Source organism: Marinobacter orientalis (assembly GCF_004792665.1).
Lineage (GTDB): Bacteria > Pseudomonadota > Gammaproteobacteria > Pseudomonadales > Oleiphilaceae > Marinobacter > Marinobacter orientalis.
This window is the reverse complement of the sequence record NZ_SRZX01000007.1, coordinates 116,705-139,534: the sequence shown is the minus strand read 5'-3', so window position 1 is coordinate 139,534 and position 22,830 is coordinate 116,705. Positions and strand designations below refer to the sequence as shown.

The window sequence follows — 22,830 nt, the reverse complement described above, 5'->3', positions numbered from 1 at the left end:
TGTGCAGACCAGGGTGCGGCATTCGGGCTTTACGCTGATCGAAATCCTCGTTGTCCTGGTGGTAGTAGGTCTGCTTGCGGCCCTGGCGGTGACGACCATGGGCGGCAGTTCCCGGGGCCGGGAAATGGAAAATGAAATACGCGAGTTGTATCTTCTGATGCAGACCGCCTCGGAGCAGGCCGTGCTCAACAATACCGAGCTGGGGCTGATTCTGGAGGATGAAGGCTATCGTTTTGTTGCCTGGGAAGACCGGAGCGGCGAGTGGAAGATCCCGGCAGAGCCGATGTTCCGACTGCGTGGGTTTCCCGAGTGGATAACAGTCACCGACTATATCGAGAATGACACACCCAGGCTGGCCTCGGATGAAGATCGTCTGCGGCCCGATGTGGTGTTTTTCTCCAGTGGTGAGACGACGCCGTTCGAGCTGGAATTCACCCTCGGCAGGGACGATTCCCGAATGCACACCATCGCGTCGGACGGCTTTTCGCCGATGGAGTGGCGTTATCCGGGAAGCGCGGAGAACAACGAGGCATGAATACCCAGCGCGGCTTTACACTGATCGAGGTTCTGGTTGCGCTGCTGGTGTTCGGCCTGATTGCAACGGCCGCCGCGGAGGTCGGCAGCCAGTACATTTCCAGCTATGAGCGCATACGGGATAAAACCCTCGCCGGCTGGGTTGCCGACAATCGGATCAATGAGCTCAGATTGCAGGAAAACCTTCCCGAGATCTCCGAAAACACCAACGACATGGACTACGGCCCTTACCGCTGGCAGGTCACAACGGCCGTACTGGGCACCGAGGACCCGTCCATATTGCGGGTGGAAGTCACAGTTGCACGCTTTCGCGGCAATGAATCCGAGCCACCACCGGTACACACTCTGTCTGCTTTTATTGGTGACAGCTGATGGCCGTTATCATGCCCGAACAGTCCCGATCAGGGCGGCCCGTTGTCCGCAACGGCTTCACGCTGATGGAAATGCTGATTGCCGTCACCATCACTGCCGTGATTGGTCTCGGAGTCTGGCAGGTACTTGGCAATGTGGTGGCATCCAGGGACCGGGTGAATGAGGTGGCTGACCAGTTTGATGCTGTCCAGCGCACCATGCTGCTTCTTGAGCGTGACATCACACAGATCGTCAACCGGCCCGGCCGTGACATTTACGGCGACTTCAATCCGGCACTGACCAGCCGCGACGATGACTTTGCCCTGGTTCTGACCCGCCAGGGCTGGCGGAATCCCCTTGGTACCCGCCGGAGCACATTGCAGAGAGTTGCCTGGGAATACACCGGTGACGAACTGCGACGTCGCTACTGGATCTCTGTCGACCAGGGCCAGGAGGACAACAGCCAGGATACGATGCTGCTGTCGGACGTGACTGACTTTGCCGTCCGGTTCATGGACGACGAGCGTAACTGGCGTGACAACTGGCCCGACGAAGCCAGCATGGCAAACATGTTGCCTGGCACCCGGCCGGATATCCCGCTGCCACTTGGCGTTGAGATTACCCTGCAGCACGAGCGATTTGGCGAGCTTGTGCGGACTTTCTCGCTGCCTGATTTCGATATCAGCCAGGCTCAGGGTAGTATCGATGCGGTGGATGAATCGGAAGATGAGCAGGAAGACACGCAGCAGGATGACGATGCCCGGCAGGACAACACCGGGACCGGGGGTAGTGATGCCGGAGGCTAATCCCCTGCTGCTTCGTGCACCCGCCGATCGCCAGAATGGCGTGGCGCTGATCATGGTGTTGCTGGCTATGGCGCTGGTGGTCATGCTGGCTGCCGGAATGACCCAGCAACAGAGTGTCCGGGTGTTTCGTGCCAGCCACTATCTGGCCCAGCAGCAGGGCCACAGCGTTGCTCTCGGGGCAGAAGCCTTTGCCCAACAGATTCTGGTGCGGGATTTCGAGGAGGACAGGGAAAACAGTACCATGGTCGACAGCCCCGACGAGTTCTGGGCCCGGAACGCCGCGATACTGCCCATTGATGATCATGGTGTGGCGGAAGTGCAGATCGATGACCTTGGGGGAAGGATCAATCTCAATGATCTGGTGCGGGGTAGCGGGCAGGTTGATCCGGTAGTCCGGGATCGTGTGACCCGGCTGCTCCGGGTACTGGAAATAACAACGGTGAATGTTGATGCCCTGATTGACTGGATTGATCCGGATGACCAGACAGTCAGCGCCTATGGCGCCGAAGATGGCCAGTACCTGATGCAAGAGCCGGCCTACCGCGCCGGAAACCAGCCCTTTGTGACGGTTTCGGAGTTACGGCTGATTGACGGCATGACTGAAGAGGCCTATCAGGCCTTGCGGCCGCATGTAACAGCCTTGCCAATTACGGGTCTGGGGATTAACGTCAATACCGCATCTGCGGCGGTACTGCGTTCCCTGCATGAAGAACTGACACAGGCTCAGGCAGACGCTATTCTTGAGAAGCGTCAGGAAGAGCGCTTCGAGAATATTCAGGATTTCCTGGCACTGCCGGAATTCGCGGGTCTGGGACTGAAATCGTCCGGGCTTGGATTGCAGACACGTTTTTTTGAAGTGGTATCCCGGATTACCTACGATGACCGGGTCGCCAATCTGGTGAGCACGGTTTATCGCAGCCCGGAGGGTGAAATGCAGACAGTGCACAGGGACACTGGCCAGAAAAACCGGATAACGAAAGAGCCATTCAGCCTCTCGGAAGAGTAACTGCGGCGCCTGGAAGACCATCGATACCGACAATGAAGACCCCGTGGGGTTGAAAAGGAAACTGTTCAGAATGTCCTATCGCCTTTACGTCAGGCCGCTGCCACCCTTTGCGGTTCCCGACACTACCCCGGAAGCCCAGTTGTACAACTGGGTTCTGCTCGATGCCAGTGGCGATGCCCAGGCCCGCGGTACCGCGAACCGGAAACAGGATATTGAACAGACGCTGGCCCAGAACGACCTTGAGGGTGTGCGACTGGTGGGCCTGCTCCCCGGCGAAGAGGCGCTTTTTTGTGTGGCGGATATTCCGGCCAGACAGACCAGGTTTGTTTATCAGGCCTTGCCTTATGCCGTCGAGGAGCAGATCGCCCAGGATATCGAGAGCATGCACCTTGCCCTCGGCAACCGCACTGAAAAGGGTTTCCGGGTCGCCGCGGTCGACCATAACCGGATGGCGGAGTGGGTCGCCATGTTCAGTGGATGGGAACACCTGGAACTCGAAGCGATTTACCCCGATGCCGGACTGCTTCCGATTACGGAAGGGGGCTGGTCGATCTGTCTGGATGGTGAAACCGCCATGCTGGCGAGTGATCAGGGCGAGTGGCTCAGCGTCCACGCGCGCAATCTGGCCATGTTCGCCCAGACATTGGTCCTGCCGCCCTCTGATGAAGTTGTGGCGGAAGTGCCGGTCACGGTTTACGGCACCGAACAGGAACTTGCGCACCAGCAGTCCGGCCTCGTTGAGCTGAAATCTTCCGGGCGCCTGACGGTCAGAGAGGAAACCCTGCAGCTGATGCCGCTGGAATTACTGGCACACGCCCATCATCACCATCTTTGCCAGCCCATCGACCTGTGCCAGGGTGAGTACAGTATTCGCACCCGAAAGTCCGGTTCCCTGGGTCCATGGAAGCCACTGATCGCGGTTGCCAGCGTCTGGTTTGTGATCCAGATCGGTGTCGAGACAGGTATGGGTCTTTACCACCAGCAAAAGGCTGAACAGAACAGGGAAGAGGCTATGGCTCTCTATCATCAGGCTTTCCCCGATGACACAAGAACCCACGCGGGTAACGTCCGCAGGGTTGTTGAGGGCCAGATGCGCCAGATGCAGACCGATGGCCCTGGCGCCGGTTTTATCACCCTGATGAAATACACCGGCGAACAATATTCAAGAATACCCGACGCCGGCTCAGTCATGTTCAATTCGGTCAATTACAGCAGCAATCGTGGAGAGCTGGTAGTGGACGTGCGGGCCGACAGTTACAACAAGCTGAGTACGCTGCGAAACGGCCTTACAACACGGGGGTTGAAGGCCGAGATAGGGTCGGTGGTGAACGAATCCGACGGCGCCCGCGGTCGGTTGACGGTTTCAGGAGGCTAAAATCATGTTGGACAGGATCAGGGAACAGCCGGCAGTGGGCAAACTGATTGCCCGGTATGATCAGTTGTCACGCCGGGATCAGCAGGCCTTGACCGTTCTGGCGATCGCTGTCCTTCTGGGTATCCTTTATTTTGCCATCTGGACACCTGCTGTAAATTTTCATGACGACGCGCTCAGCGAACGGGAGCAGTCGGCCGAGCTTCTCGTCTGGCTGGAGGCCAACAGGGACTCGCTGGAGAGGTTGTCCGGTGCCGCTGGCGGCCCGGGTACTTCCACGGTTGATACTCCGGAAGACGGCCGGGCGCTGATGTCCCTGGTTACCCGCAGTGCCGGAGAGGCCGGGCTGTCGCTGCAGCGCTTCGAACCGAGCGGCGATAATGCGATCAGAGTCTGGCTTGAGGGTGCACCCTTTACCGAGGTGGCGAGCTGGCTTGAGCAACTGAATACCGGGCACGGTGTCCAGATAGATCAGGCCTCCATGGATCGACAGAATGATCCGGGCATGGTATCGGTACGCCTGACGTTAACAATCTGAGACGAATGCTGGAGAACACACGATGACTGACGGCACAGACAACAGGAACAGCGCGGAGCCGGCTATCGTCCGCCTCGATCCCAGTGCCCGCAATGAGGCGATATCCATCCTGGTCAGCGCCTATCGGAGCGAGCCCACGTTTCAGTACCTGTTTGATCACCGCCGGCCGGGTTACGAGCAGCGCGTGCGGGCAACCGTACGGGAATTGATTGATCTTTATTTCGATCTGGATCAGGACGCCATCGGTGTCATGGTCAATGATACCCTGGTGGCAGTTGCGTTTATCGGTGAGGCTGAACTCAGGCTTAACCTTGCAGCGCAGATCAGCTGGCGCATTCGCATGGTACTTACCGCAGGGTTTGCCTGTACCCGCCGTTATCTTGACTACCACGAGAAAATGAAGGAAATGCTGCCGCAGCCCCTCGCGCATCAGCTGCCGCTGATGGGGGTCAATCCCAAATACCAGAACAAGGGCTACGGGCGAATACTGCTGTCCACCGTGGAAAAACTGTGCGCAGAAAACCCTCGCGGCAGTGGCCTCGTACTTGATACCGGCAACAGCCGATACCTGCCATTCTATGAATCGGAAGGATTTCGCAGTCTTGGCACTATCCGGCTGGGTGATTTTGAAGATCACGTACTATATCGCGAATTCCATGCCGATAAGGCGGCGGTCGCCCCCGGATGAGCGGATTCGTTGCTACCACTACAGGAGACGCTGTGTCTGACAAACAGGATTTCGATCTGATCATTATTGGCGCCGGTTCCGGCGGTGTTCGGCTGGCCCGGATGTCTGCGGCGAAGGGTGCCCGCGTAGCAGTGGTTGAATCCCGCTACCTTGGCGGCACTTGCGTCAATGTGGGTTGTGTTCCCAAGAAACTGTTCGTCTATGGTTCCCATGCTGGTGAGGACATCGAGGATGCTGCCGGCTACGGCTGGAACGTGCCGGATGGTCAGGTCACCTTCGACTGGACCCGCCTGGTGGCGAACAAGAACGCCGAAATCGAGCGTCTCAATGGCATCTATGGACGCATGCTGGAGAATGCTGGAGTAACGGTTATCGAGGGCACCGCTTCCCTGGCGGATGACCACACGGTTGTCGTTGGCGACCGCAGTTTCACCAGTAAACACATTACCGTTGCCACCGGGAGCTGGCCCGTTGTTCCTGAGGTGCCCGGCAAGGAATGCGTGCTTACCTCCAACGAGATGTTTTATCTGCCGCAATTACCCAGGCAGGCTGTGGTCTGGGGCGGCGGTTATATTGCAGTGGAGTTTGCCGGCATTCTCGCCGGCCTTGGTGTGGAAACAACCCTGCTTTACCGGGGAGAACTCTTCCTGCGCGGATTCGATGATGACGTCCGGGAATTTACCGCGGCGGAAATGCGCAAGAAAGGGATCAATCTCCGGTTTGAAGTCAATATTGAATCCATCGAGAGTGAAGATGCCCACTATGCGGTCGAACTGACTGACGGCTCTCGCCTGAATACCGGGCTGGTCATGGCAGCGACAGGCCGCCGGGCGCTGGTGGACGGTCTTGGGCTGGAGCAGCTGGGAGTACAGATGAGTGCTTCCGGCCATGTGGTTGTGGATGATCAGTTCCAGACTGCCGTTCCGTCTATTACGGCCCTGGGCGACGTAATCGGCACCCCCCAGCTGACCCCGGTTGCCCTGGCCCAGGGTATGGTGCTTTCACGGCGTCTGTTCGGGGATGGCAAGGGCGAAATGGATTACAGCAGCATACCCACGGCGGTGTTCTGCCAGCCCAACATTGGCACCGTTGGCCTGACTGAAGCAGAGGCCCGGGAGGCTGGCCATAAGCTGCGCATTTACCGGTCCGAGTTCAAACCCATGAAACACACCCTCAGCGGGCGGGACGAGCGGGCACTGATGAAGCTGATTGTGGATGACGAATCAGACAGGGTGCTTGGTGCGCATATGGTGGGGCCGGATGCTGGCGAGATTACCCAGGGAATCGCTGTTGCCATCAAGGCCGGTGCTACCAAGGCCCAGTTTGACAGCACCATGGGCATTCATCCGACGTCCGCGGAAGAATTCGTTACCATGCGCAATCCGGTAGCCTGAGAGGATCTCCGGCCGCTGTTTACATCTGTATCCAGCGGCTGAGCACCTTTCTCAGGCCCTCTTTTCTGACCGGCTTTGAGAGATAGTCATTCATACCCGCTTCCCGGCAAGTGGCTTCGGTTCCCGGTAGCGCGTCAGCGGTGAGTGCAATGATCGGGGTGCCGCCCTGGCCGTTGCTCTTTTCCCATTCGCGGATATACCGCGTGGTCTCGTAGCCGTCCATCAACGGCATCTGGCAGTCCATCAGAATAACGTCGTAACCTGAATGGTTGGTCTGTACCAGCTCCAGAGCCTCCTCGCCGTTGGCCGCGGTATCGGTCTCGAATCCCAGGCGCTTGAGCAGGGCAGTGGCAACCCTCTGATTCACCATGTTGTCCTCCACCACCAGTGCCCGCGCCTTTTCACTGCCGGGCCTCAGCGGAGCCGGTTCGGGAGAGGTCGCTGGGGCAAACGGCGTAGCCAGCTCAAAGGGTAGCTCAAAGCGGAAGGAAGAGCCTTTGCCAGGATCGGTTTCCACCGTAACATGGCCGCCCATCAGCTCTACCAGCCGTTGCACAAGGGAAAGCCCCATACCGGTTCCCCCATGACGCCTGGAATCACCGGTTTCCAGCTGCTCGAAGGAATTGAAGATGTCGTGAATCCGTTCCAGGGGGATGCCGGATCCGGAATCGCTGACGGTGCAGTTCAGTACCACACAGTTTTCTTCCAGCGAAAACCAGCCTGCCTGGACGTTGATGTAGCCGGCGCCGGTAAACTTGATGGCATTATCGATCAAACCAGCCAGGATCTGTCGCAATCTGGAGGCATCGCCAAGCACTACGGGATGCGCTGGCCAGTCGCCCACAAATCTGCTGGACAGCGTCAGGCCCTGCTGTTCAGCAAGGTGACGATAGCTCGCCGTACAGTTGATAATCAGCTGTTGCAGGTCAAACTCCCGGTTTTCCAGCGCCAGCGTACCGCGGTCGATGTTGGAGTAGTCCAGAATATCGTTGATAACGGTCAGCAAGTCCTCTGTGGAGTGACGGGCCGTTTGCAGATAATCAGTCTGGCGCGGGCTCAATGGCTCTTCAGCAATCAGTTCAATCATGCCCAGTACGCCGTTGAGCGGTGTCCGCAGTTCGTGGCTCATGGTTGCCAGGAATTCTGATTTGGCACGATTGGCCAGTTCCGCCCTCTCTCTGGCCTGCTCGGAAGAGGCCAGGGTTTCATCCCTCGATTGTCTGAGTGTTCTGAGGTGGATCGCCAGGGAATTGAGGCTCTCTTCCAACTCCCTGATTTCACGGGTAGTGCGCGTCCGGCTGACCGGAACTTCTTCATACTCCCTGTTGGTCAGCTTTGTTACTCTCTGTGAAAGACTGCGAATAGGCGAAATGATACTGTTAAGAGAGTGGTTTACAATCAGCAGGGTAAACAGCAGAAGTGAAAAACCGACGGCAAGCGACGTCCACAATATGTCTTGGCGGCGCGCGGCCAGTTGTTCCCTGTTAACACCAACTTCTACTGTGCCTACCCTGAGGGCGCCGGTCCCGAATCCGTAATCCGGCTCGAACCATTCAGTCTGGCGGTCCTCGCCCATATCCAGTGGTTGTTGAAGGATTTCCGATTCGAACACGTCGAATGCTTCATCCGGCGGTGTCGCTGGTGCCTGCCCGGTAGACACGTAGCCGACCTCGTCGCCCATCAGGTTGGACACCCGGATCCACTGCGCCCGGCTGCGCTGCAGGGACTGGGAGAGAATCTGCTCCAGTGCTGCGTTATTGCCGGAAACAACGGCGTATTCAACGGCCGGGGCAAGGCTGTCAGCCAGCATCTGGCTGCTGTCGGCCAGGTCCTTTCGGGCATCGTCCAGGCGTGCAGAGGTAAAAAACACCATCAGCACAATGAACATGACGATCGCCGGCGCTGCCCCCAGCAGCAGAAGTTTTCTGGAAAGTGGAGCCGGCGCGTCTGCCTGCTTACTCATCAGCGCTCTCCTCCGGCCCGCCAAGCCTGGCCTTTACTGAATTGATAATATCCTGACTGTCCCGCAGAGGAATATTCAGGGACCGCGCCACCTGCTGGTTCAGTCGGATACCGAAGCTGTCAGGGTAGACCGGCGGCGGAAACTGGCCACTGGTGCGGTATTCGCGGATAAACGCCGCGGCCAGTTCCGCAATCTCGGTAAGGGGTGTGTAGGTTGACGCCAGAGATCCTGCCTTCACATAAGCCTGACTGGGACCAATGACAATACGGTTGCGCCGGTAGGCGGTCAGCAGGATGTGTTTGATGGTTCTGGGATTGTAGATACTGCTGTCTGGCGCTGCCAGGATAAAATCCCCGTAGTTCAGCGCACGGATCAGTGTTGGTATCAGTTTTTCATCGGAAGTGACGACAAATATTTTTCCCTCCAGCCCATAGTCTGGAAGCTGCTCGGTTACCGGTTCATAGAGTTCAACGGTGCCAGGGCGCGCCAGCATCGCTACTCGGGTAGCTTGCGGCAGAATGGCCCGGCCGGCTATCGCTTGCCGTAGCAGGGGAGGATCGTAAAGAATCCCGGAGACGGAGCCGCCTGAGCGCTCGGCGTACCCGTCGATGAAGGTCCGGTCAACAAGTAACGCCAGAACAGGCGCATTCCTGTTGTCCTGGCGAACACGGGTAAAGGCTTCCGGGCCCAGTGCAATAACCGGTGTCGCGCTGTCCCGGGAGGTTTGCCCGTCGCTGAAGGACCGGATAACAGTCGTGCTTCCCAACGCATCTTCGAGCAGTGACCGCAAGCGGCGATTCAGTGCTGAATTGTCGGAGCCGGCAAGATAGACCAGCGAACCCGTGGCGGATTGGGCGGCCGCAGCCTGGAGCGAATGGGTGATAACCAGAAACAGCACAAGGATAACCAGACGCCACCTGGTTGCCGGTGAAACTGTTGTTGTCAGAATATTCGGATGCCCTGTTGCTTTCATACCGTCCGGGGTCTTATGTCGTCCCTGGTGTTTCAGAATCTTACGCCAGCTTCGACGAAGAACTGATTATGGTCTCTGATAATATTGTCCGGGCTGAGAGTCGGTTCCCTGCTCAGATAATGCTGCATGGTGAGCGCCACTTCGTAACTGTAGCCCGTTTTAAAGACTTGCCGGGCCAGCCGGAAATCCGCTCGCTCGAACTGTGAGCGCCGAAATTCGTCGGCGAAATAGAAAGCGGCTGAGGAAGTCAGGTCAAACGGCAGGTCCTGAATCCATGCAAAGCTCCCCGAGTGTCTGACCGAGAGGCGGCCCAGAAGGTCGATGGCGTATTGTCTGTCTCCGGCGTCGCGATCATTTTCCCCTGTAAAGCGTCCATCCTGATCCAGATAAGCGTAGCTCAGTCGCAGTCTGGTGCCGGGAAAGTCCAGCGATGCCTCCACTTCAAAGCCTTCCTGATCAAGGGCAACGTTGTTGTCGATGGTCCATTCCTCTTCATTGATAATACCGCTGATCATGTCGCGGAGTTGGTCATTAAAGTAACGGAGTTCCAGTGAAAAGATGGATGAGCTCAGATAATACTGACCGAAATAGCTTATTTCCCGGGAGATTATGCGCTCTTCTTCAAGTGTCTTACCGAATGTGGATGTAGCGGGAGCAACCAGTTCCTCGACAGGAAATCGCTGGCCTTCGAGTGCTTCATAGGGCGCCTGCACCTCTCTCGGGCGGTAGGACCAGTCCGGGTTCTGCTCGAAGGCGTCGGGTGTTCTAACCGCCTCTGAATAAACGAAACGCAAGGTATGGTTATTGGAGAGGATGAAATTGGCTGCTACTCTCGGCGAGAAATACCCCTCATCGGTTGTGGTTGTTCGCTCCCAGTTGCCGCCGGCATTCAGTGTCAGCCATTCCCGGGGTGTATACTCAAGATTGCCGAACACCCGCGACTGATAGTTGTTACCACGCCCGTTGAAAAACGTCTCTGACCGATAGGTATCCTTGCGATAGCCCAGACCGGAGACCAGCTTCAGGTCGGGTGTGAACAGCAGGGTATCCTGCAGTTCCAGTTCCAGTCGTGATTCTTCAATATCCTCGTTCAGATTGGCTCTGAACGGATCGGTTTCATCCGGACCACAGTCTCTGAGTTCCTCGACTACAGAGTCTCCGGGATCAGGGTTAAGGTCAGGGTTTATTATTTGCTCAAACTGGTCTCCGGGTATGCAGATGGTCCAACGCTGCCGGCGATCATAATTCTGGAACGATACCTGGACATGGTAGAAATGACGTTCCGACGTAGTGACGTTCAGCCGCGTCTGCAGATAATAATCATCGACCAGAATGTCGGGGTTATCGTCCGCCCCCAGCTTCCCGTTCTTGCGCGCGTCTTCCTCATCAATGCCGTCAACAACGCCAGCGCGTAAATCCAGATCGTAATTGTTGCTGATCCTCAGGGTGCTGTCGTAGTTAAACGTGTTCATGTCGAAGCCATTACGGAACGGGTAGGTGATACCGTCATCGACCTGCTCGTCAAACCCGTCTGACTTGCGCTTTTCATAGGCCAGGCGCCAGCTATGGTCTTCACTGGTATCGCCGACAGAACCAAAGGCCCGACGATAACCACGGGAGCCGGAAATGGCCCGCAATTCAATGCCGGCGGTGTCTTCTGGGGCGCGGGTAATGATGTTGATGGTTCCCAGGAATGCGTTGATGCCATAGGCTGCGCTGTTGGGGCCGCGACTGATCTCGATCCGTTCTATCAGATCCAGCGGCACCGGCATGGTGTTCCAGTCCATGTCGGAAAGGCTGGCCCGATACGAGGTACGACCGTCCACCTGAACCTGAAGTCTGCGCTGCTCATAGTGTACAGTGCCATGGTAGCTGGTCACCGGCTGGTTACTGCCGACTGCATTGACAGTCATGCCCGGTACCAGGCGGAAAACCTCGACCAGGTTCATGATGCCCAGGTCACGTATCATTTCGCCGGTGATGATTGTAGTTGTACCGGGGACCCGGGATTTGGGTTGCCTGAGCCGGGTAGTTGTCAGAACCTCGGGTATGTCTGAGCCCATCCCGGAGGCTTCCGGGGTGGCCGGGACGTAGGTCCCGGCACTGTCGTTCCCGGCTTGCGCTGTAGTAATGGTGGCGAATACACCGGCCACAACAACGGGGATCAGGCGAAAATGCACCCGCGAGCATCCGGAAAGCCCCGGGTTTTTAACGAGATAGTTCGTCACGGGCATGGCTGTCGTTTTATACTTTGCCGAGAGTAGGTGTTTTTGTAGTACCTGCTTGACCGTTATCCTAAGTGACAAGATTACGTTTGTCTCTCAAAAATGTAATGTGTATCCGCTGAATGAGTTGCAACTCTATGAATTGTTGGGAAATATTGGGGATTGAGCCCACCCGTGACCGGGCCCGGATCGATGCTGCGTATGAACGTCAGGAAAAGTTCGCCTCTGACGAAGAGTTGGAGCGATTGCGCCAGGCCTACCGTGAGGCAACTGGACGTGAGGCGGTCGGCCGCGGGGACAGAACGGAAGGCAGCAATGAGGTAAGCCCGGCATCGACTGAAAAGACCGCAACAGAAACGGCGGATCAGGCGGAATCTGCCGAGCTGGATGCATCCGAACAGCAGGTCGTGCGAGAGGTGGTCATTCAGATTCGCGCGCTGCTCAATGATTCCCGCCGCAGCAACGATCCCCAGATCTGGAAAGCGATTCTTGGTGAGCCGCCAGCGGATCAGCCAAGGCTTCGGAAAGAGATCGGACGGGCTCTGGAGTCGCAGGTTCGCCCTATGGCCGAGAACGGCAGTTTCCCGCCTGCTGTGGTGCAGTTTCTGGCTGGCTGGTTTGACTGGCACAGCCTTCATGATGCCCCGGAACCCCAGGAAGAGGATGAAACCTTTACAGAACAGTCCGGTGCGGGTCAGGAGTCCCAGGAAGAGCTGCCGCCGCAGATGGTTAACTTCTGGCCGGCGGTTATTGGCTGGATTGTGGGCCTGGCCATTCTGGCGGCCCTATTCGGGGGAATGGGCGGTGGTGGCTGACTCCGCCTCGATCCTGGCCCGGTACTTCTTTGCCAGCATGGCCCCCACAATCACCTGAATCTGGTTGTAGCACATGATCGGCAGCACAATCATGCCGAATCCGGGATGCCCGGAAAACAGCACCTTGGCCATGGGTAGGCCCGATGCCAGGCTTTTTTTCGAGCCGCAAAATACCACGGCGGCTTCATCTTCCAGACTGAACCCCAGTCTGCGAACCACGAACATCGCCATCACCATGAAAAATCCCAGCAGCGCGAAACACAGGGCAATGGCCAGCAGTATTGCGTTCAGGGGCAGGTTCTGCCAAAGGCCGCTGGCCACCGAGTGAGAAAAGGCGGAATAGACGATCAGCCAGATCACGCACTGGTCATAGCGGGAAGACAGCGTCTCGTGGCGGGCCAGGAAACCGCCCAGCAACGGCCGCAGCCCATGGCCAACGGCGAATGGCAGTAACAACTGAAGCACAATATCCCTGAGTGCTTCGACCACCGAGAAATTCCCGGCACCCGACGTGCTCACCAGCAACAGCAACAGGAACGGTGTCAGCATCATGCCGAACACATTGGAGGCTGCGGCGCTGCAGATTGCCGCCGGCACATTGCCTTTTGCCATGGCAGTGTAGGCTATCGATGATGACACGGCAGAAGGCAGTACCCCCAGATAGAGAAAGCCAAGCCCCAGGTCCGGTGGCATCCAGCCAGGCGCAAAGTTGCTGATCTCATTGATTGGCAGAACCACCAGCGGAAAAAATACAAAGGTGAATGCGGTAATAATAATGTGCAGGCGCCAGTGGGTAGCCCCGGCGATAATCTGCTCGCGGGAAAGCGCCGCACCGTGGAGAAAGAAGAGCAGTGCAACGGCGATGGTGCCGACTGTTGCCAGTGCGTCCGCGGCATCACCGCGCACCGGCAGGACTGTTGCAAGAACAATAGCGCCCAGCAGCAGGAGTGTGAACGTATCAAGCCGGAATTTCATCAAGGCCGGCTCGCCAGAGCGTCCAGGCTTGGCTGGAGCAGGGCCTTTGCCAGTGCCTCCGCCTTCGCCTCGTCTTGCCGTCGGATAGCGGCCAGCAGCAATTCGTGGTCTTCCTGGGAGGGCTCGGGAAGTTCCGAATCCAGTTCTGTCTGCTCTATGGTCATCGCGACCGCATGGGCAAAGTAATCGTAAAGCTCGGCGAGGGCAGGGTTGTGGGAAGCCGCCACCAGGGCTGTATGAAAAGCCTGATCGTGCCGGATACGGTCAGCAATAGCGTCCCCGGCCTTGCCGCGGTTGTCCAGGGCAAGGGTCATCTTCTCCATGTCTCTGGTGTCACGCCGCTTTGCGGCCAGCTTTGCTGCTTCGGTTTCCAGCATGATGCGTACTTCCAGCTTGTCCCTCAACTCCGAGCGACCGATCCGGCGGAGTGTCTCGCCAGCGTCTTTGGTGGCGCGAACGTAAGTTCCGTCCCCCTGACGTGTTTCCAGCATGCCGACATGAACCAGCACCCGAACTGCTTCCCGAACCGTGTTGCGGCTGACCCCCAGCGATTCCGACAGATCTGCTTCCACGGGCAGGCGGTCGCCAATTGCCCAGTGGCCCTGTTCAATGGCGTGGCGAAGGCTTTCGATGGCGTTTTCCACCAGGGAGCCTTTGGTAATTCTGGCAAGCTTCATGTCTAAGATCCTGACAGCCGATGATCCAATCATCCTATGACTAGCTTCTGACTGTCAAGTTCCTGTTTATCAAGAGGGCTGGAGAAAGTCGTAGTCGTCCGGGTTTACCTGACGGGTGGCCTTGCGATACGTAAAGGTGAAGCCTGGCCAGTTCACGGTATTTTTTCCGTTCCTGTCCAGGTACCAGGAATGGCAGCCGGAATCCCAGACGCTGGTTTGCAGTTTTTGCTGGGTGGTTGCTGAAAAAACCTGAAGCCGGTCCGGTTTAACGTCCATTGCGATTCCCGGTTGCGCCTGTAGTGTCTCAATGCAGCTGAGCACGTACTGAAACTGGGACTCCAGCATGTAGACAATGCTGTTGTGGGCGAGGTTGGTATTGGGGCCGTAGAGTATGAACAGGTTGGGGAACCCGGAGACTGTAATACCTTTGTAGGCCTCGGAACCGTTGGCCCAGGCCTGGTTCAGCGATAGCCCGTTGCGCCCTTTGATGTCCATGGGCGACAAGAATTCGGAGGCGGCAAAGCCGGTACCCATAATAAGCGTGTCGACTTTGTGCAGGGCTCCGTCAGAGGTCACAATGCCGTCCGACGCAATTCGTTCGATGCCGGTGGTGACCAGGTTTACATGGGGCTGATCTACCGCACGATACCAGTCGTTGGATATCAGAATCCGTTTGCAGCCGATCTTGTAGTCCGGGATCAGATGCCTGAGCTTGTGCGGATCGCGAACCTCGCTTTTGGCGAAGCGCTTCGCCTGCCAGGCGAAGATTTCCAGCAGGCTGTTGAAGCGGGTAAAGGCCAGGGCGCGGCTCTCGTTTTTCCAGTAAATCAGGTAGCGGTAAAAGCGGTCCCAGGCCGGAATTCTGCGGAACAGGGTCTGTTCCCACCGGTAAAACGGCCGGTCCGGCTTTGGCAATACCCAGGCAGCGGAACGCTGGAACAGGCTGAGGGATTTCACGCGGGGAACAATCTCTGGCACAAACTGGATGGCACTGGCGCCGGTGCCTATCACCCCCACGTTCTTCCCCTTCAGATCATAATCGTGATCCCAGCGTGCGGAGTGGAACATTCTGCCGGAAAAGGTTTCCATGCCCGGGATGTTGGGCCAGGCGGGCTGGTTTAACTGTCCTGTGGCGGTTATCACGATATCGGCGGTAAACGACTCGCCGTCGGTGGTTATGACGGTCCATGTGTTGGTAGCCTCGTCAAACGCTGCGCTGGCCACTTCCTTGTTGAAACGGATATGGTCAGCCAGGCCGTATTTATCAACGCAGTGCTGCATATAACCCAGTATTTCAGGTTGTAAACCGAACTTTCTGGACCAGTCGTGCCTGGGCTCAAAGGAAAACGAATAGAGATGGGACTGCACATCACAGGCTGCGCCAGGATAGGTATTGTCACGCCAGGTGCCGCCAACGGCGGAAGCCTTCTCCAGCAGGATAAAGGAATCCAGGCCCGAATTCCTGAGCTGGATGGCCATGCCCAGGCCCCCGAACCCGGTACCGATGATCACTATGGAAGGCATTGAAGGATTTACAGCCTGATTCATGACAGATTCGCCTGATGGAAGATGGTCTCGTGCCGAGTATACGGGTCCATGTCTTCGTCATTGATGACTTTTTCGGACACCCTGGCTAGTCAGAATGATCAATGACAGGTCCGGCCAGGAAACTCCCGGCTGATTTTGCCAGCAATTCCCGAAGTGCCGGTTTCTCGAAGCGACGCCTTATGCTGATCGCATAGAATTCTTCGAAGATGCCGGGTAAAGAGCCATAGTCCACCAGGGTACCGGAGTTGAGCTCGTCACGAACGACCACTGGTGGTAAAACGGCGTAACGCCCACTGTCCCGGGTGAGTAGCCTCATCATGGCCATATCGTCGACTTCCGCAGCTACAGACGGATAGATCCGGTGGTATTCGCAAAGCTGATCGAACCCCTGGCGAATGTTGCTTTCGGGGCCCGGAAGGATAAGGCTTTTGCCGGTAAGAAACGCCGGAAAACCCACGACGTTATGTTCTCCGGGCGGGCCAATGATGCTTACCGGTTGCCGGGCAATCAGCCGCGAGCGCCAGGGGTTCTGCTCATTACCCTGGACTGACTGGTTGGCCAGCACAACATCCAGCCTGTGAGCTGAAAGCCGCCTTAGCAGCTCATCGATATGCCCGCTTTGCAGGCACAGTTCAAGATCGTCCCGCCCCAGCAGGGGCCGCAGAAACTCCTCCTGAAAGTTTCTCGACAGTGTCGCGACTGCCCCCATTCTCATTACTTCCCGGTTTGGCTGTGATCCTGAGGCAAACAGGGCAGTGAGCTCTTCGCCATGACGGAATATCTCCTCGGCATACGAGAAGGCCATTCGCCCCGCTTCGGATAATGTCAGTTTTCTGCTTTCGCGGATAAACAGATCATGACCAAGGCTGTCTTCAAGCTTGCGAATCTGACCCGATAGTGCGGACTGGGAAACGTGAAGCATTCTGGCGGCGCGGGTCAGATGCCCGGTTCGCGCGACCATCCAGAAGTAGTACAGATGATGATAATTCAGTTTCATGACAGATGGTTCTTTAAAAGAGAACGAAATGTTCGTAATTATCTATTTTATATAATGAACGCGAAAAGGCAAAGTAGCAGAAAACCTGGAGGGACTCCTGATGGTTTTTCTGATGCCTGCACTGGCCTTTCTGGCACTGGGCCTGTGGCTGACTATTCTGGTCTGCCTGTTCGCCGTTGCCCTGTTCAGCGCCCGCGCTCGCGATACCCTGAAGCTTAATCATTGCTGGCGTATTGCAAGCCAGCTGTTGACCGCTTCAATGTTTACCACAGTGGTCATCGGCTTACTGATGATGGCAGAAAGATCATTGCCCGGTAGTGGTCCGGGGCTTGAAAACACTGCCCGGATGCTGGGGCTCTACACAGACGGGATAGCAATCTGGATGGCGCTGATGGTCGCTTTTATTGGCTGGGCGATTCTCCGCTTTGCAGAAAACTACCTGCGGGGAGACCCGGGTCGCGAGCGATTCCTGCCGTGGTTTCTGACTACTATTGGCTGCGTACTGGTGCTCGCATTCACCAATAACCTGCTGGTGCTGGCGGGTGCCTGGGTTGGTGTCAGCCTGGCACTTCACAATTTGCTGACGCTGTATCCCGACCGTCCGCAGGCACGGATTGCGGCAGTGCAGAAATTTATAGTCAGCCGCACCGGTGATGCCTTTGTGATCGCTGGTGTGCTGTTGCTGTATCACCATTACGGCACCTTCCGGTTGCCGGAGATGACGGCCATGCAGGCGGCGACTGCGGCGGATTCGACTGCGCTCACTGCAGCAGCAATCCTGCTGGCGCTGGCGGCAGTGCTCAAATGTGCCCAGATTCCTTTCCATGGCTGGTTGCTCAGGGTCATGGAGGCGCCCACTCCGGTATCGGCTTTATTGCACGCGGGCGTAATAAATCTTGGTGGCTTCTTGTGGCTGCGGCTTTTTCCGGTTTTTGACGGCTTCACCGCCGGGCACATGATCCTGTTGGCAATGGGTGGAACAACGGCTGTTATCGCAGTTATCACCATGATGACCCATTACTCCGTGAAGCATGCGCTGGCCTGGTCCACCTGCGCCCAGATGGGCTTTATGCTGTTCGAGATCGGAATGGGTGCCTACACTCTGGCGCTGCTGCATCTTCTGGCTCACTCCGTCTACAAGGCGCATTCGTTTCTTGCAGCCGGGCGCACGGTCAGGGTATCTGCTGTGGACCTGTTTCCGGAGCTGCCCGTCAGCACTCGGCTGTTGTGGGCCGGCGCTACCGCGACACTGGCTTCACTGATGCTTGTCTGGCAACCGTGGCTGGTCGAAGGCAACGCCGTCTTCGGGGCTCTGCTGGTGCTTGCAGTGGCCAGCGCCACCATGGGGATGCCACGTGGAACGAGCGTCCGGGGGAGGGCGAGCATTGCCGGCCTTGCGCTGTTACTGGTTCCTGTCTACGCCATACTCCACGCCTTACTGGGCTCTGCCGTGCCCGACCATGCGACCTTCGTTTTGCCCGATGTTGCCTGGATTGCCGGATTCGCATTGCTCGTGGCGCTGGCTCTGCTGTCACTGATGGTGGCCCTGGCACCGCGCTCGCGGCCGATGGCGTCGCTCTACAGACATTTCAGCCAGGGGCTGTATCTGGATCTGCCGTTTGATCAGCTCACCCGGCGCCTGGCGTCGAATGCGCTCGCTGCCCATGCTGGTTTTAACCGGGTTCCCCATCATCCGTTCACTATGGAAGAGAAAGCATGACCGATCTTGCTCAATGTCTGACTGCCGATCACTCTACTGATCGTGCTTCTGATGATGACTGGCAGGCATCGCTCTCGAAAGCCTGTGCACTCGTTGCGCCGGTCTGGCCGCTGGACCAGTGGATCGCTGTCAATCCGTTCTGGGGGCTGAGGGAGCAGCCGGCACCGCGGGTGGATAACCTGTTACGGCAGCGGCGCGGTATCACCATGCTGATGCCACAGGCTTTCTATCGCGAGGCATGGGAAGGAGGCAGGATCAGCAGGGATGACCTTCTGGCAAGTCTGCAAGAAGCGGGCATCAGCGACGATCCTGATCTGTTCTGCGATCGACTTTACCGCCCTGAGCGCGTTGAAAACCAACCGGGTTACTCACTCCTGGACATTCTCCCTGCCGCTGTGGAGGGAGGGCGGCCGATGGTGGCCGTGATTGATCAGATTGCCCGTATCTGCGGTGCGTTTTTTGACACAAGGCAGGCCCGCTGGTCAACGCGTTGCGACGAGGTAAGTTTATTCGATTTCTGGCTGGAGGCAGTCAGCACAGATGTGTCGCTGGACCACCGCACCGGTATCCGGGGAGTAAGGCGATGGTTCAAAACATTGCCTGCAGACCGGATGGAGGCGACCCGGCAGGCCATCAGGACGCTTGCTATCGATGCTGACGCTCTGGAGGCCTTCGGCCATGGCCTGCTGATGCGTATTCCCGGGTGGGCTGCCTGGTGCAGTGGTATCGACTGGCGAGCAGGGTTGAGGGGAGAGAGCTCCGGCGTTTGCGAGCAATTGCTATCCATATTGCTGGTATGGGAGTGGGCTGCGTTTCACCATGCCAACCCTGAACAGAAAAATGTCGCGGTAAATCGACGCCGTGCTCTGGCCCAGGCCAGTCCGAAGGCCGGTCCCAACTGGCTCTGGGTCTGGCAAAGGGCTTTTGAAATCGGATACCAGCGTTCTTTATGGCAGGTTGTGGGCGACGATGAGGGCTCTGGTCATGGTGACAGTGCCATCTCCGAACGCCCGGATGTTCAGGCTGTATTCTGCATTGATGTCCGTTCCGAAATTATGCGTCGGCACCTGGAGGAAGTGCATCCCGGTATCCAGACCATCGGATTTGCGGGCTTCTTCGGCTTGCCCATTGTCCACCTTAAACATGGGCCCTACCGGCCCATGGAGAAGCTGCCCGGCCTGCTGGCGCCTGCCTTCCGGGCGATAGATACCCACGGCAGCAATGACAGCGACGCGGCTCTTAACAGGGCTCTCGATCAACGGGAAATGACGCGTGAGTCGGTGCGCAAGGCCAAATATGGCAGCCTGTCGACTTTTACACTGGTGGAAACCACGGGATTGGCCTGGGCGTGGAAACTCGTCAAGGACTCACTCAATCTGGCTGCCCGCAAGAAAAAGGCTGATAACCAGCGCATGGCAACAGGTCGACTGGTGTATCTTCACGGCGGGTACCCGCTGTTTGAAACCACAAAGGTCCAACTGGTGGCCGGATTTCTCCGGGGCATGGCGCTGACCAATAACTTTGCGCCGCTGCTGGTATTTACCGGCCACGGCACGCATACGGAAAATAATCCCCATCATGCCGGCCTCGCGTGTGGAGCCTGTGGCGGCCAGAACGGGGGAATGAACGCCAGGCTCGCCGCGCAATTATTCAATGACCCTCAGGTACGTGTAGCACTTGCCGAGGAAGGCATTTCCATTCCCGGCGACAGCTGGGCTGTGGCCGCTGAGCACTGCACGGTCACCGATGAGGTAACCCTGTTTGATTGCGACAGTCTGCCGGGTTCTCATGGGCCAGCCCTGGCGGACCTCGAACGTCGGTTTGCAGAGGCCGGGAACCTGACCAGGCGGGAAAGAGCCACGGCTCTCAAGCTTAATGGATTTAATGATAAAAAATTACATCAAATGGTTAGAAGCAGAACCTCGGATTGGACTGAAGTCAGGCCAGAGTGGGGACTTGCCAATAACGCAGCCATCATTTTCGCAAAACGCGCGCGAACCCGTGGTAAAAACCTGGGAGGGCGGGTGTTCCTTCATGACTATGACCCGGAGCAGGACGGCAACGGCGACATACTGGCCGCCCTGTTATCGGCGCCGATGATTGTCGCGAACTGGATCAACATGCAGTACTTCGGCTCGGTCACCATGCTGGATGTTCATGGTGCCGGAAACAAACTGCTGCATTCGGTTGTGGGCGGTAATATCGGTGTGATCGAGGGTAACGGAACCGATCTGCGTATCGGGCTGCCGTTGCAGTCGGTTCACGATGGCACCTACTGGAGACACGAACCGGTTCGGCTGACAGTGCTGATTGATGCGCCTGCAGACAGAATAGAAACAGTTATCCGTCAGAATCCGGATGTGGAGGCGCTGGTGGCAAACCAGTGGGTCTGGCTGTGTCGCCTGACGGCTGAGGGTGTGGAGCTGTACAGCAATGGCAGCTGGCAGGCCTGCTGATCAATCGCTAGCACGGAAGGGCTGGCAGCTTCCTCCAGCTTGCGTAAGGCCAGCCGCGATACCCCAGACCTGTTCGTAATAACCTTTGCGGAATTGTTCGAAAGTCAGAGTTCAGAACCGGATCAGCGCTGAGCCCCAGGTAAAGCCGCCACCAAAGGCTTCCAGCAGAATCACTTCGTTTCTCTTGATACGTCCGTCGCGCACCGCCACGTCCAGCGCCAGTGGAATGGAGGCGGCGGAGGTGTTGCCATGCTTGTTGACGGTCACCACCACCTGGTCCATGGACATGTTCAGCTTGCGGGCCGTGGCTGAAATAATTCTCAGGTTGGCCTGATGGGGTACAAGCCAGTCGATGTCTGACTTCTTCATCTGGTTGGCCTCAAGAGTCTCATCCACAATCCGGCCCAGGGTGTTTACCGCAATCTTGAAGACCTCATTGCCCTTCATGTGGACATGACCCTTGCCGGCACGAACCTGGTCGAAACCATCACCGATGCCAAAGGGAACATGGAGCAGATCTTCGTATTTGCCATCCGCGTGGATGTGGGTTGAAAGGATACCGGTTTCCTCGCTGGCCTCCAGCACTACGGCGCCGGCGCCATCGCCGAAGAGCACGCAGGTGCCGCGGTCTTCCCAGTCAAGGATGCGTGAGAACAGCTCCGCACCCACCACCAGAACCCGTTTACTGCTGCCGGTTTTGACGAACTTGTCGGCAATCGACAAGGCATATACAAAGCCACTGCACACCGCCTGGATATCAAAGGCCGGGCAACCATGAATATCCAGCCGCGCCTGAAGGATGCACGCCGAGCTGGGGAAAATTTTGTCGGGCGTGGAGGTAGCAAAAACGATCAGGTCGATATCGTCGGGTTTCAGGCCGGCTGCTTCTATGGCCAGGCGCGAAGCCTTTTCAGCGAGATCAACGGTGGTTTCACCTTCCACGGCGATATGCCGCTGCTCGATACCGGTACGCTCACGAATCCATTGGTCGCTGGTGTCGACAATTTTTTCCATGTCTTCGTTTGTCAGGACATTCTCGGGCAGGTAGGAGCCCGTGCCGACAATTCGCGCGTACGTCATGTGCAACATTCCTCAGATAAACAGATCAGTGCTCAAAAATCTTTCAATCATCCTATACCTTATTGATCGCCCGTAGCTATTAGCGATTTGTCAAAGGAGGACGCGTCAGTGCCATCACAAAATGCTGGTACTCAGCCGGTAATAAGCTATACCTGTAGTCATCAGGCCCCGCCCCTGTCAAGATGCCGGGAGTTGAAAGAGTCCCGGGAGGTGGAACCACTGGCTCCGAATTTGTAGACTTCCGGTTGATCAGCGCTTCGACTGTTCACAAATTCCCGGCAGAAATGGCATTCTGAATGACCACTCTGCGAAAACAAGGAGACGAGGTAATGGGCATTTCCAGCCACGAGCTTCACAACGAATTTCCGCAATTCAGTGACCTGATTGACGAATTAAAAGAGAATGACCCCAAATTCAGGGAGGATTTTCAGCAGTACGCAGAGCTGGACCAGGAAATCGAGGGGCTGGAGCGCAGGGACGCCCCGATTGGTGACGACAAACTGCATCGTATGAAGCAGCAACGCCTGCAACTGAAAGATGACCTCTATAAAACGCTCGTGAAGAAGTCCAATAGCGCTGGATAGGTATAAGTCGTCAGGCCTGCGGGCCCCTTACAGGAGCTGTGTAGTGGTTTCCAAGTATGGGGCCCGAGACGTTTCATCCATAAAATAGGTAACTAACTAAAACCGGGCACGGACAGGTTTTTGTTGTT

At 57.1% G+C, this 22,830-nt stretch carries 20 protein-coding genes; 12 read left to right on the top strand and 8 right to left on the bottom strand.

Annotation, left to right across the window (positions count from 1 at the left end):
- Window position 1 precedes the first annotated feature (1 nt).
- From gspH to gorA, 8 genes are all read left to right on the top strand, one after another.
- Window positions 2-535: a type II secretion system minor pseudopilin GspH gene (gene gspH, locus DIT72_RS16265; RefSeq protein ID WP_168355077.1), complete on the top strand. Its 534-nt coding sequence runs from the start codon at window positions 2-4 to the stop codon at window positions 533-535.
- Entirely contained in the window at window positions 532-906 is a 375-nt protein-coding gene (gene gspI / locus DIT72_RS16260; RefSeq protein ID WP_135956297.1) for a type II secretion system minor pseudopilin GspI, read from the top strand. The genes gspH and gspI overlap by 4 nt, the downstream gene beginning before the upstream one ends.
- The gene (gspJ, locus tag DIT72_RS16255; RefSeq protein ID WP_228260849.1) at window positions 906-1,691 is read left to right on the top strand and encodes a type II secretion system minor pseudopilin GspJ; all 786 of its coding nucleotides are present in this window, start codon (window positions 906-908) and stop codon (window positions 1,689-1,691) included. The genes gspI and gspJ overlap by 1 nt, the downstream gene beginning before the upstream one ends.
- A complete protein-coding gene (gene gspK, locus DIT72_RS16250; protein ID WP_228260848.1) occupies window positions 1,642-2,697 on the top strand; it encodes a type II secretion system minor pseudopilin GspK in 1,056 nt (351 codons plus the stop codon). The genes gspJ and gspK overlap by 50 nt, the downstream gene beginning before the upstream one ends.
- Before the next feature lie 70 nt (window positions 2,698-2,767).
- Complete coding sequence (gene gspL, locus DIT72_RS16245) at window positions 2,768-4,072, top strand: type II secretion system protein GspL (RefSeq protein WP_135956295.1); 1,305 nt, start codon at window positions 2,768-2,770, stop codon at window positions 4,070-4,072.
- Between the two features lie 4 nt (window positions 4,073-4,076).
- Entirely contained in the window at window positions 4,077-4,607 is a 531-nt protein-coding gene (gspM, locus tag DIT72_RS16240) for a type II secretion system protein GspM (protein WP_135956294.1), read from the top strand.
- Window positions 4,608-4,629: 22 nt separating this feature from the next.
- Window positions 4,630-5,295 carry a GNAT family N-acetyltransferase gene (locus tag DIT72_RS16235; protein WP_135956293.1) on the top strand — a complete coding sequence of 222 codons (666 nt, stop codon included), beginning with the start codon at window positions 4,630-4,632 and terminating at the stop codon, window positions 5,293-5,295.
- A 32-nt stretch (window positions 5,296-5,327) separates the two neighbouring features.
- Window positions 5,328-6,689: a glutathione-disulfide reductase gene (gene gorA, locus DIT72_RS16230; protein ID WP_135956292.1), complete on the top strand. Its 1,362-nt coding sequence runs from the start codon at window positions 5,328-5,330 to the stop codon at window positions 6,687-6,689.
- Between the two features lie 19 nt (window positions 6,690-6,708).
- Here the strand turns inward: gorA and DIT72_RS16225 are convergent, their stop codons facing one another.
- Genes DIT72_RS16225 through DIT72_RS16215 form a run of 3 tightly spaced genes read right to left on the bottom strand, consistent with a single transcriptional unit; the run spans window position 6,709 to window position 11,688 of the window.
- On the bottom strand, window positions 6,709-8,652 hold the full coding sequence (locus DIT72_RS16225) for an ATP-binding protein (protein ID WP_135956291.1): 1,944 nt from the start codon (window positions 8,650-8,652) through the stop codon (window positions 6,709-6,711).
- Window positions 8,645-9,625, bottom strand: a complete 981-nt coding sequence (locus tag DIT72_RS16220; RefSeq protein ID WP_228260847.1) for an ABC transporter substrate-binding protein — start codon at window positions 9,623-9,625, stop codon at window positions 8,645-8,647. Before DIT72_RS16220 ends, DIT72_RS16225 begins: the two co-directional genes overlap by 8 nt.
- A gap of 32 nt (window positions 9,626-9,657) precedes the next feature.
- The gene (locus DIT72_RS16215; RefSeq protein ID WP_407657995.1) at window positions 9,658-11,688 is read right to left on the bottom strand and encodes a TonB-dependent receptor plug domain-containing protein; all 2,031 of its coding nucleotides are present in this window, start codon (window positions 11,686-11,688) and stop codon (window positions 9,658-9,660) included.
- Window positions 11,689-11,987: 299 nt separating this feature from the next.
- On the opposite strand from DIT72_RS16215, the gene DIT72_RS16210 reads away from it, so the two are divergent.
- A complete protein-coding gene (locus tag DIT72_RS16210; protein WP_135956289.1) occupies window positions 11,988-12,665 on the top strand; it encodes a J domain-containing protein in 678 nt (225 codons plus the stop codon).
- Here the strand turns inward: DIT72_RS16210 and DIT72_RS16205 are convergent.
- From DIT72_RS16205 to DIT72_RS16190, 4 genes are all read right to left on the bottom strand, one after another.
- Complete coding sequence (locus DIT72_RS16205) at window positions 12,636-13,640, bottom strand: bile acid:sodium symporter family protein (protein ID WP_135956288.1); 1,005 nt, start codon at window positions 13,638-13,640, stop codon at window positions 12,636-12,638. The two genes, DIT72_RS16210 and DIT72_RS16205, sit on opposite strands and share 30 nt — an antisense overlap.
- Window positions 13,640-14,317 carry a FadR/GntR family transcriptional regulator gene (locus DIT72_RS16200; protein ID WP_135956287.1) on the bottom strand — a complete coding sequence of 226 codons (678 nt, stop codon included), beginning with the start codon at window positions 14,315-14,317 and terminating at the stop codon, window positions 13,640-13,642. The genes DIT72_RS16205 and DIT72_RS16200 overlap by 1 nt, the downstream gene beginning before the upstream one ends.
- Before the next feature lie 69 nt (window positions 14,318-14,386).
- Window positions 14,387-15,865, bottom strand: a complete 1,479-nt coding sequence (locus tag DIT72_RS16195; RefSeq protein ID WP_135956286.1) for a flavin-containing monooxygenase — start codon at window positions 15,863-15,865, stop codon at window positions 14,387-14,389.
- An 85-nt stretch (window positions 15,866-15,950) separates the two neighbouring features.
- Window positions 15,951-16,862, bottom strand: a complete 912-nt coding sequence (locus DIT72_RS16190; RefSeq protein WP_135956285.1) for a LysR family transcriptional regulator — start codon at window positions 16,860-16,862, stop codon at window positions 15,951-15,953.
- Window positions 16,863-16,962: 100 nt separating this feature from the next.
- Between DIT72_RS16190 and DIT72_RS16185 the strand changes: the two genes are divergently transcribed.
- Together DIT72_RS16185 and DIT72_RS16180 are read left to right on the top strand one after the other, a co-directional pair.
- Complete coding sequence (locus DIT72_RS16185) at window positions 16,963-18,582, top strand: NADH-quinone oxidoreductase subunit L (RefSeq protein ID WP_135956284.1); 1,620 nt, start codon at window positions 16,963-16,965, stop codon at window positions 18,580-18,582.
- Window positions 18,579-21,038, top strand: a complete 2,460-nt coding sequence (locus tag DIT72_RS16180) for a YbcC family protein (RefSeq protein WP_135956283.1) — start codon at window positions 18,579-18,581, stop codon at window positions 21,036-21,038. The genes DIT72_RS16185 and DIT72_RS16180 overlap by 4 nt, the downstream gene beginning before the upstream one ends.
- 111 nt (window positions 21,039-21,149) lie before the next feature.
- Here the strand turns inward: DIT72_RS16180 and DIT72_RS16175 are convergent, their stop codons facing one another.
- Window positions 21,150-22,118, bottom strand: coding sequence for a beta-ketoacyl-ACP synthase III (locus tag DIT72_RS16175; protein WP_135956282.1), 969 nt, complete (start codon window positions 22,116-22,118; stop codon window positions 21,150-21,152).
- A 329-nt stretch (window positions 22,119-22,447) separates the two neighbouring features.
- Between DIT72_RS16175 and DIT72_RS16170 the strand changes: the two genes are divergently transcribed.
- The gene (locus DIT72_RS16170) at window positions 22,448-22,702 is read left to right on the top strand and encodes a YdcH family protein (protein ID WP_135956281.1); all 255 of its coding nucleotides are present in this window, start codon (window positions 22,448-22,450) and stop codon (window positions 22,700-22,702) included.
- Window positions 22,703-22,830 lie beyond the last annotated feature (128 nt).

What these genes read in the sequence shown, in the direction of transcription:
- DIT72_RS16235 (WP_135956293.1), top strand. Translation starts at nt 4,630, where the DNA reads ATGACTGACGGCACAGACAACAGGAACAGCGCGGAGCCGGCTATCGTC.
- DIT72_RS16225 (WP_135956291.1), bottom strand. Translation starts at nt 8,652, where the DNA reads ATGAGTAAGCAGGCAGACGCGCCGGCTCCACTTTCCAGAAAACTTCTG.
- DIT72_RS16170 (WP_135956281.1), top strand. Translation starts at nt 22,448, where the DNA reads ATGGGCATTTCCAGCCACGAGCTTCACAACGAATTTCCGCAATTCAGT.
- DIT72_RS16220 (WP_228260847.1), bottom strand. Translation starts at nt 9,625, where the DNA reads ATGAAAGCAACAGGGCATCCGAATATTCTGACAACAACAGTTTCACCG.
- gspM (WP_135956294.1), top strand. Translation starts at nt 4,077, where the DNA reads ATGTTGGACAGGATCAGGGAACAGCCGGCAGTGGGCAAACTGATTGCC.
- DIT72_RS16200 (WP_135956287.1), bottom strand. Translation starts at nt 14,317, where the DNA reads ATGAAGCTTGCCAGAATTACCAAAGGCTCCCTGGTGGAAAACGCCATC.
- gspK (WP_228260848.1), top strand. Translation starts at nt 1,642, where the DNA reads ATGCCCGGCAGGACAACACCGGGACCGGGGGTAGTGATGCCGGAGGCT.
- gspI (WP_135956297.1), top strand. Translation starts at nt 532, where the DNA reads ATGAATACCCAGCGCGGCTTTACACTGATCGAGGTTCTGGTTGCGCTG.
- DIT72_RS16175 (WP_135956282.1), bottom strand. Translation starts at nt 22,118, where the DNA reads ATGACGTACGCGCGAATTGTCGGCACGGGCTCCTACCTGCCCGAGAAT.
- gspJ (WP_228260849.1), top strand. Translation starts at nt 906, where the DNA reads ATGGCCGTTATCATGCCCGAACAGTCCCGATCAGGGCGGCCCGTTGTC.
- DIT72_RS16205 (WP_135956288.1), bottom strand. Translation starts at nt 13,640, where the DNA reads ATGAAATTCCGGCTTGATACGTTCACACTCCTGCTGCTGGGCGCTATT.
- DIT72_RS16195 (WP_135956286.1), bottom strand. Translation starts at nt 15,865, where the DNA reads ATGAATCAGGCTGTAAATCCTTCAATGCCTTCCATAGTGATCATCGGT.
- DIT72_RS16215 (WP_407657995.1), bottom strand. Translation starts at nt 11,688, where the DNA reads ATGGGCTCAGACATACCCGAGGTTCTGACAACTACCCGGCTCAGGCAA.
- gspL (WP_135956295.1), top strand. Translation starts at nt 2,768, where the DNA reads ATGTCCTATCGCCTTTACGTCAGGCCGCTGCCACCCTTTGCGGTTCCC.
- DIT72_RS16180 (WP_135956283.1), top strand. Translation starts at nt 18,579, where the DNA reads ATGACCGATCTTGCTCAATGTCTGACTGCCGATCACTCTACTGATCGT.
- DIT72_RS16185 (WP_135956284.1), top strand. Translation starts at nt 16,963, where the DNA reads ATGGTTTTTCTGATGCCTGCACTGGCCTTTCTGGCACTGGGCCTGTGG.
- DIT72_RS16190 (WP_135956285.1), bottom strand. Translation starts at nt 16,862, where the DNA reads ATGAAACTGAATTATCATCATCTGTACTACTTCTGGATGGTCGCGCGA.
- DIT72_RS16210 (WP_135956289.1), top strand. Translation starts at nt 11,988, where the DNA reads ATGAATTGTTGGGAAATATTGGGGATTGAGCCCACCCGTGACCGGGCC.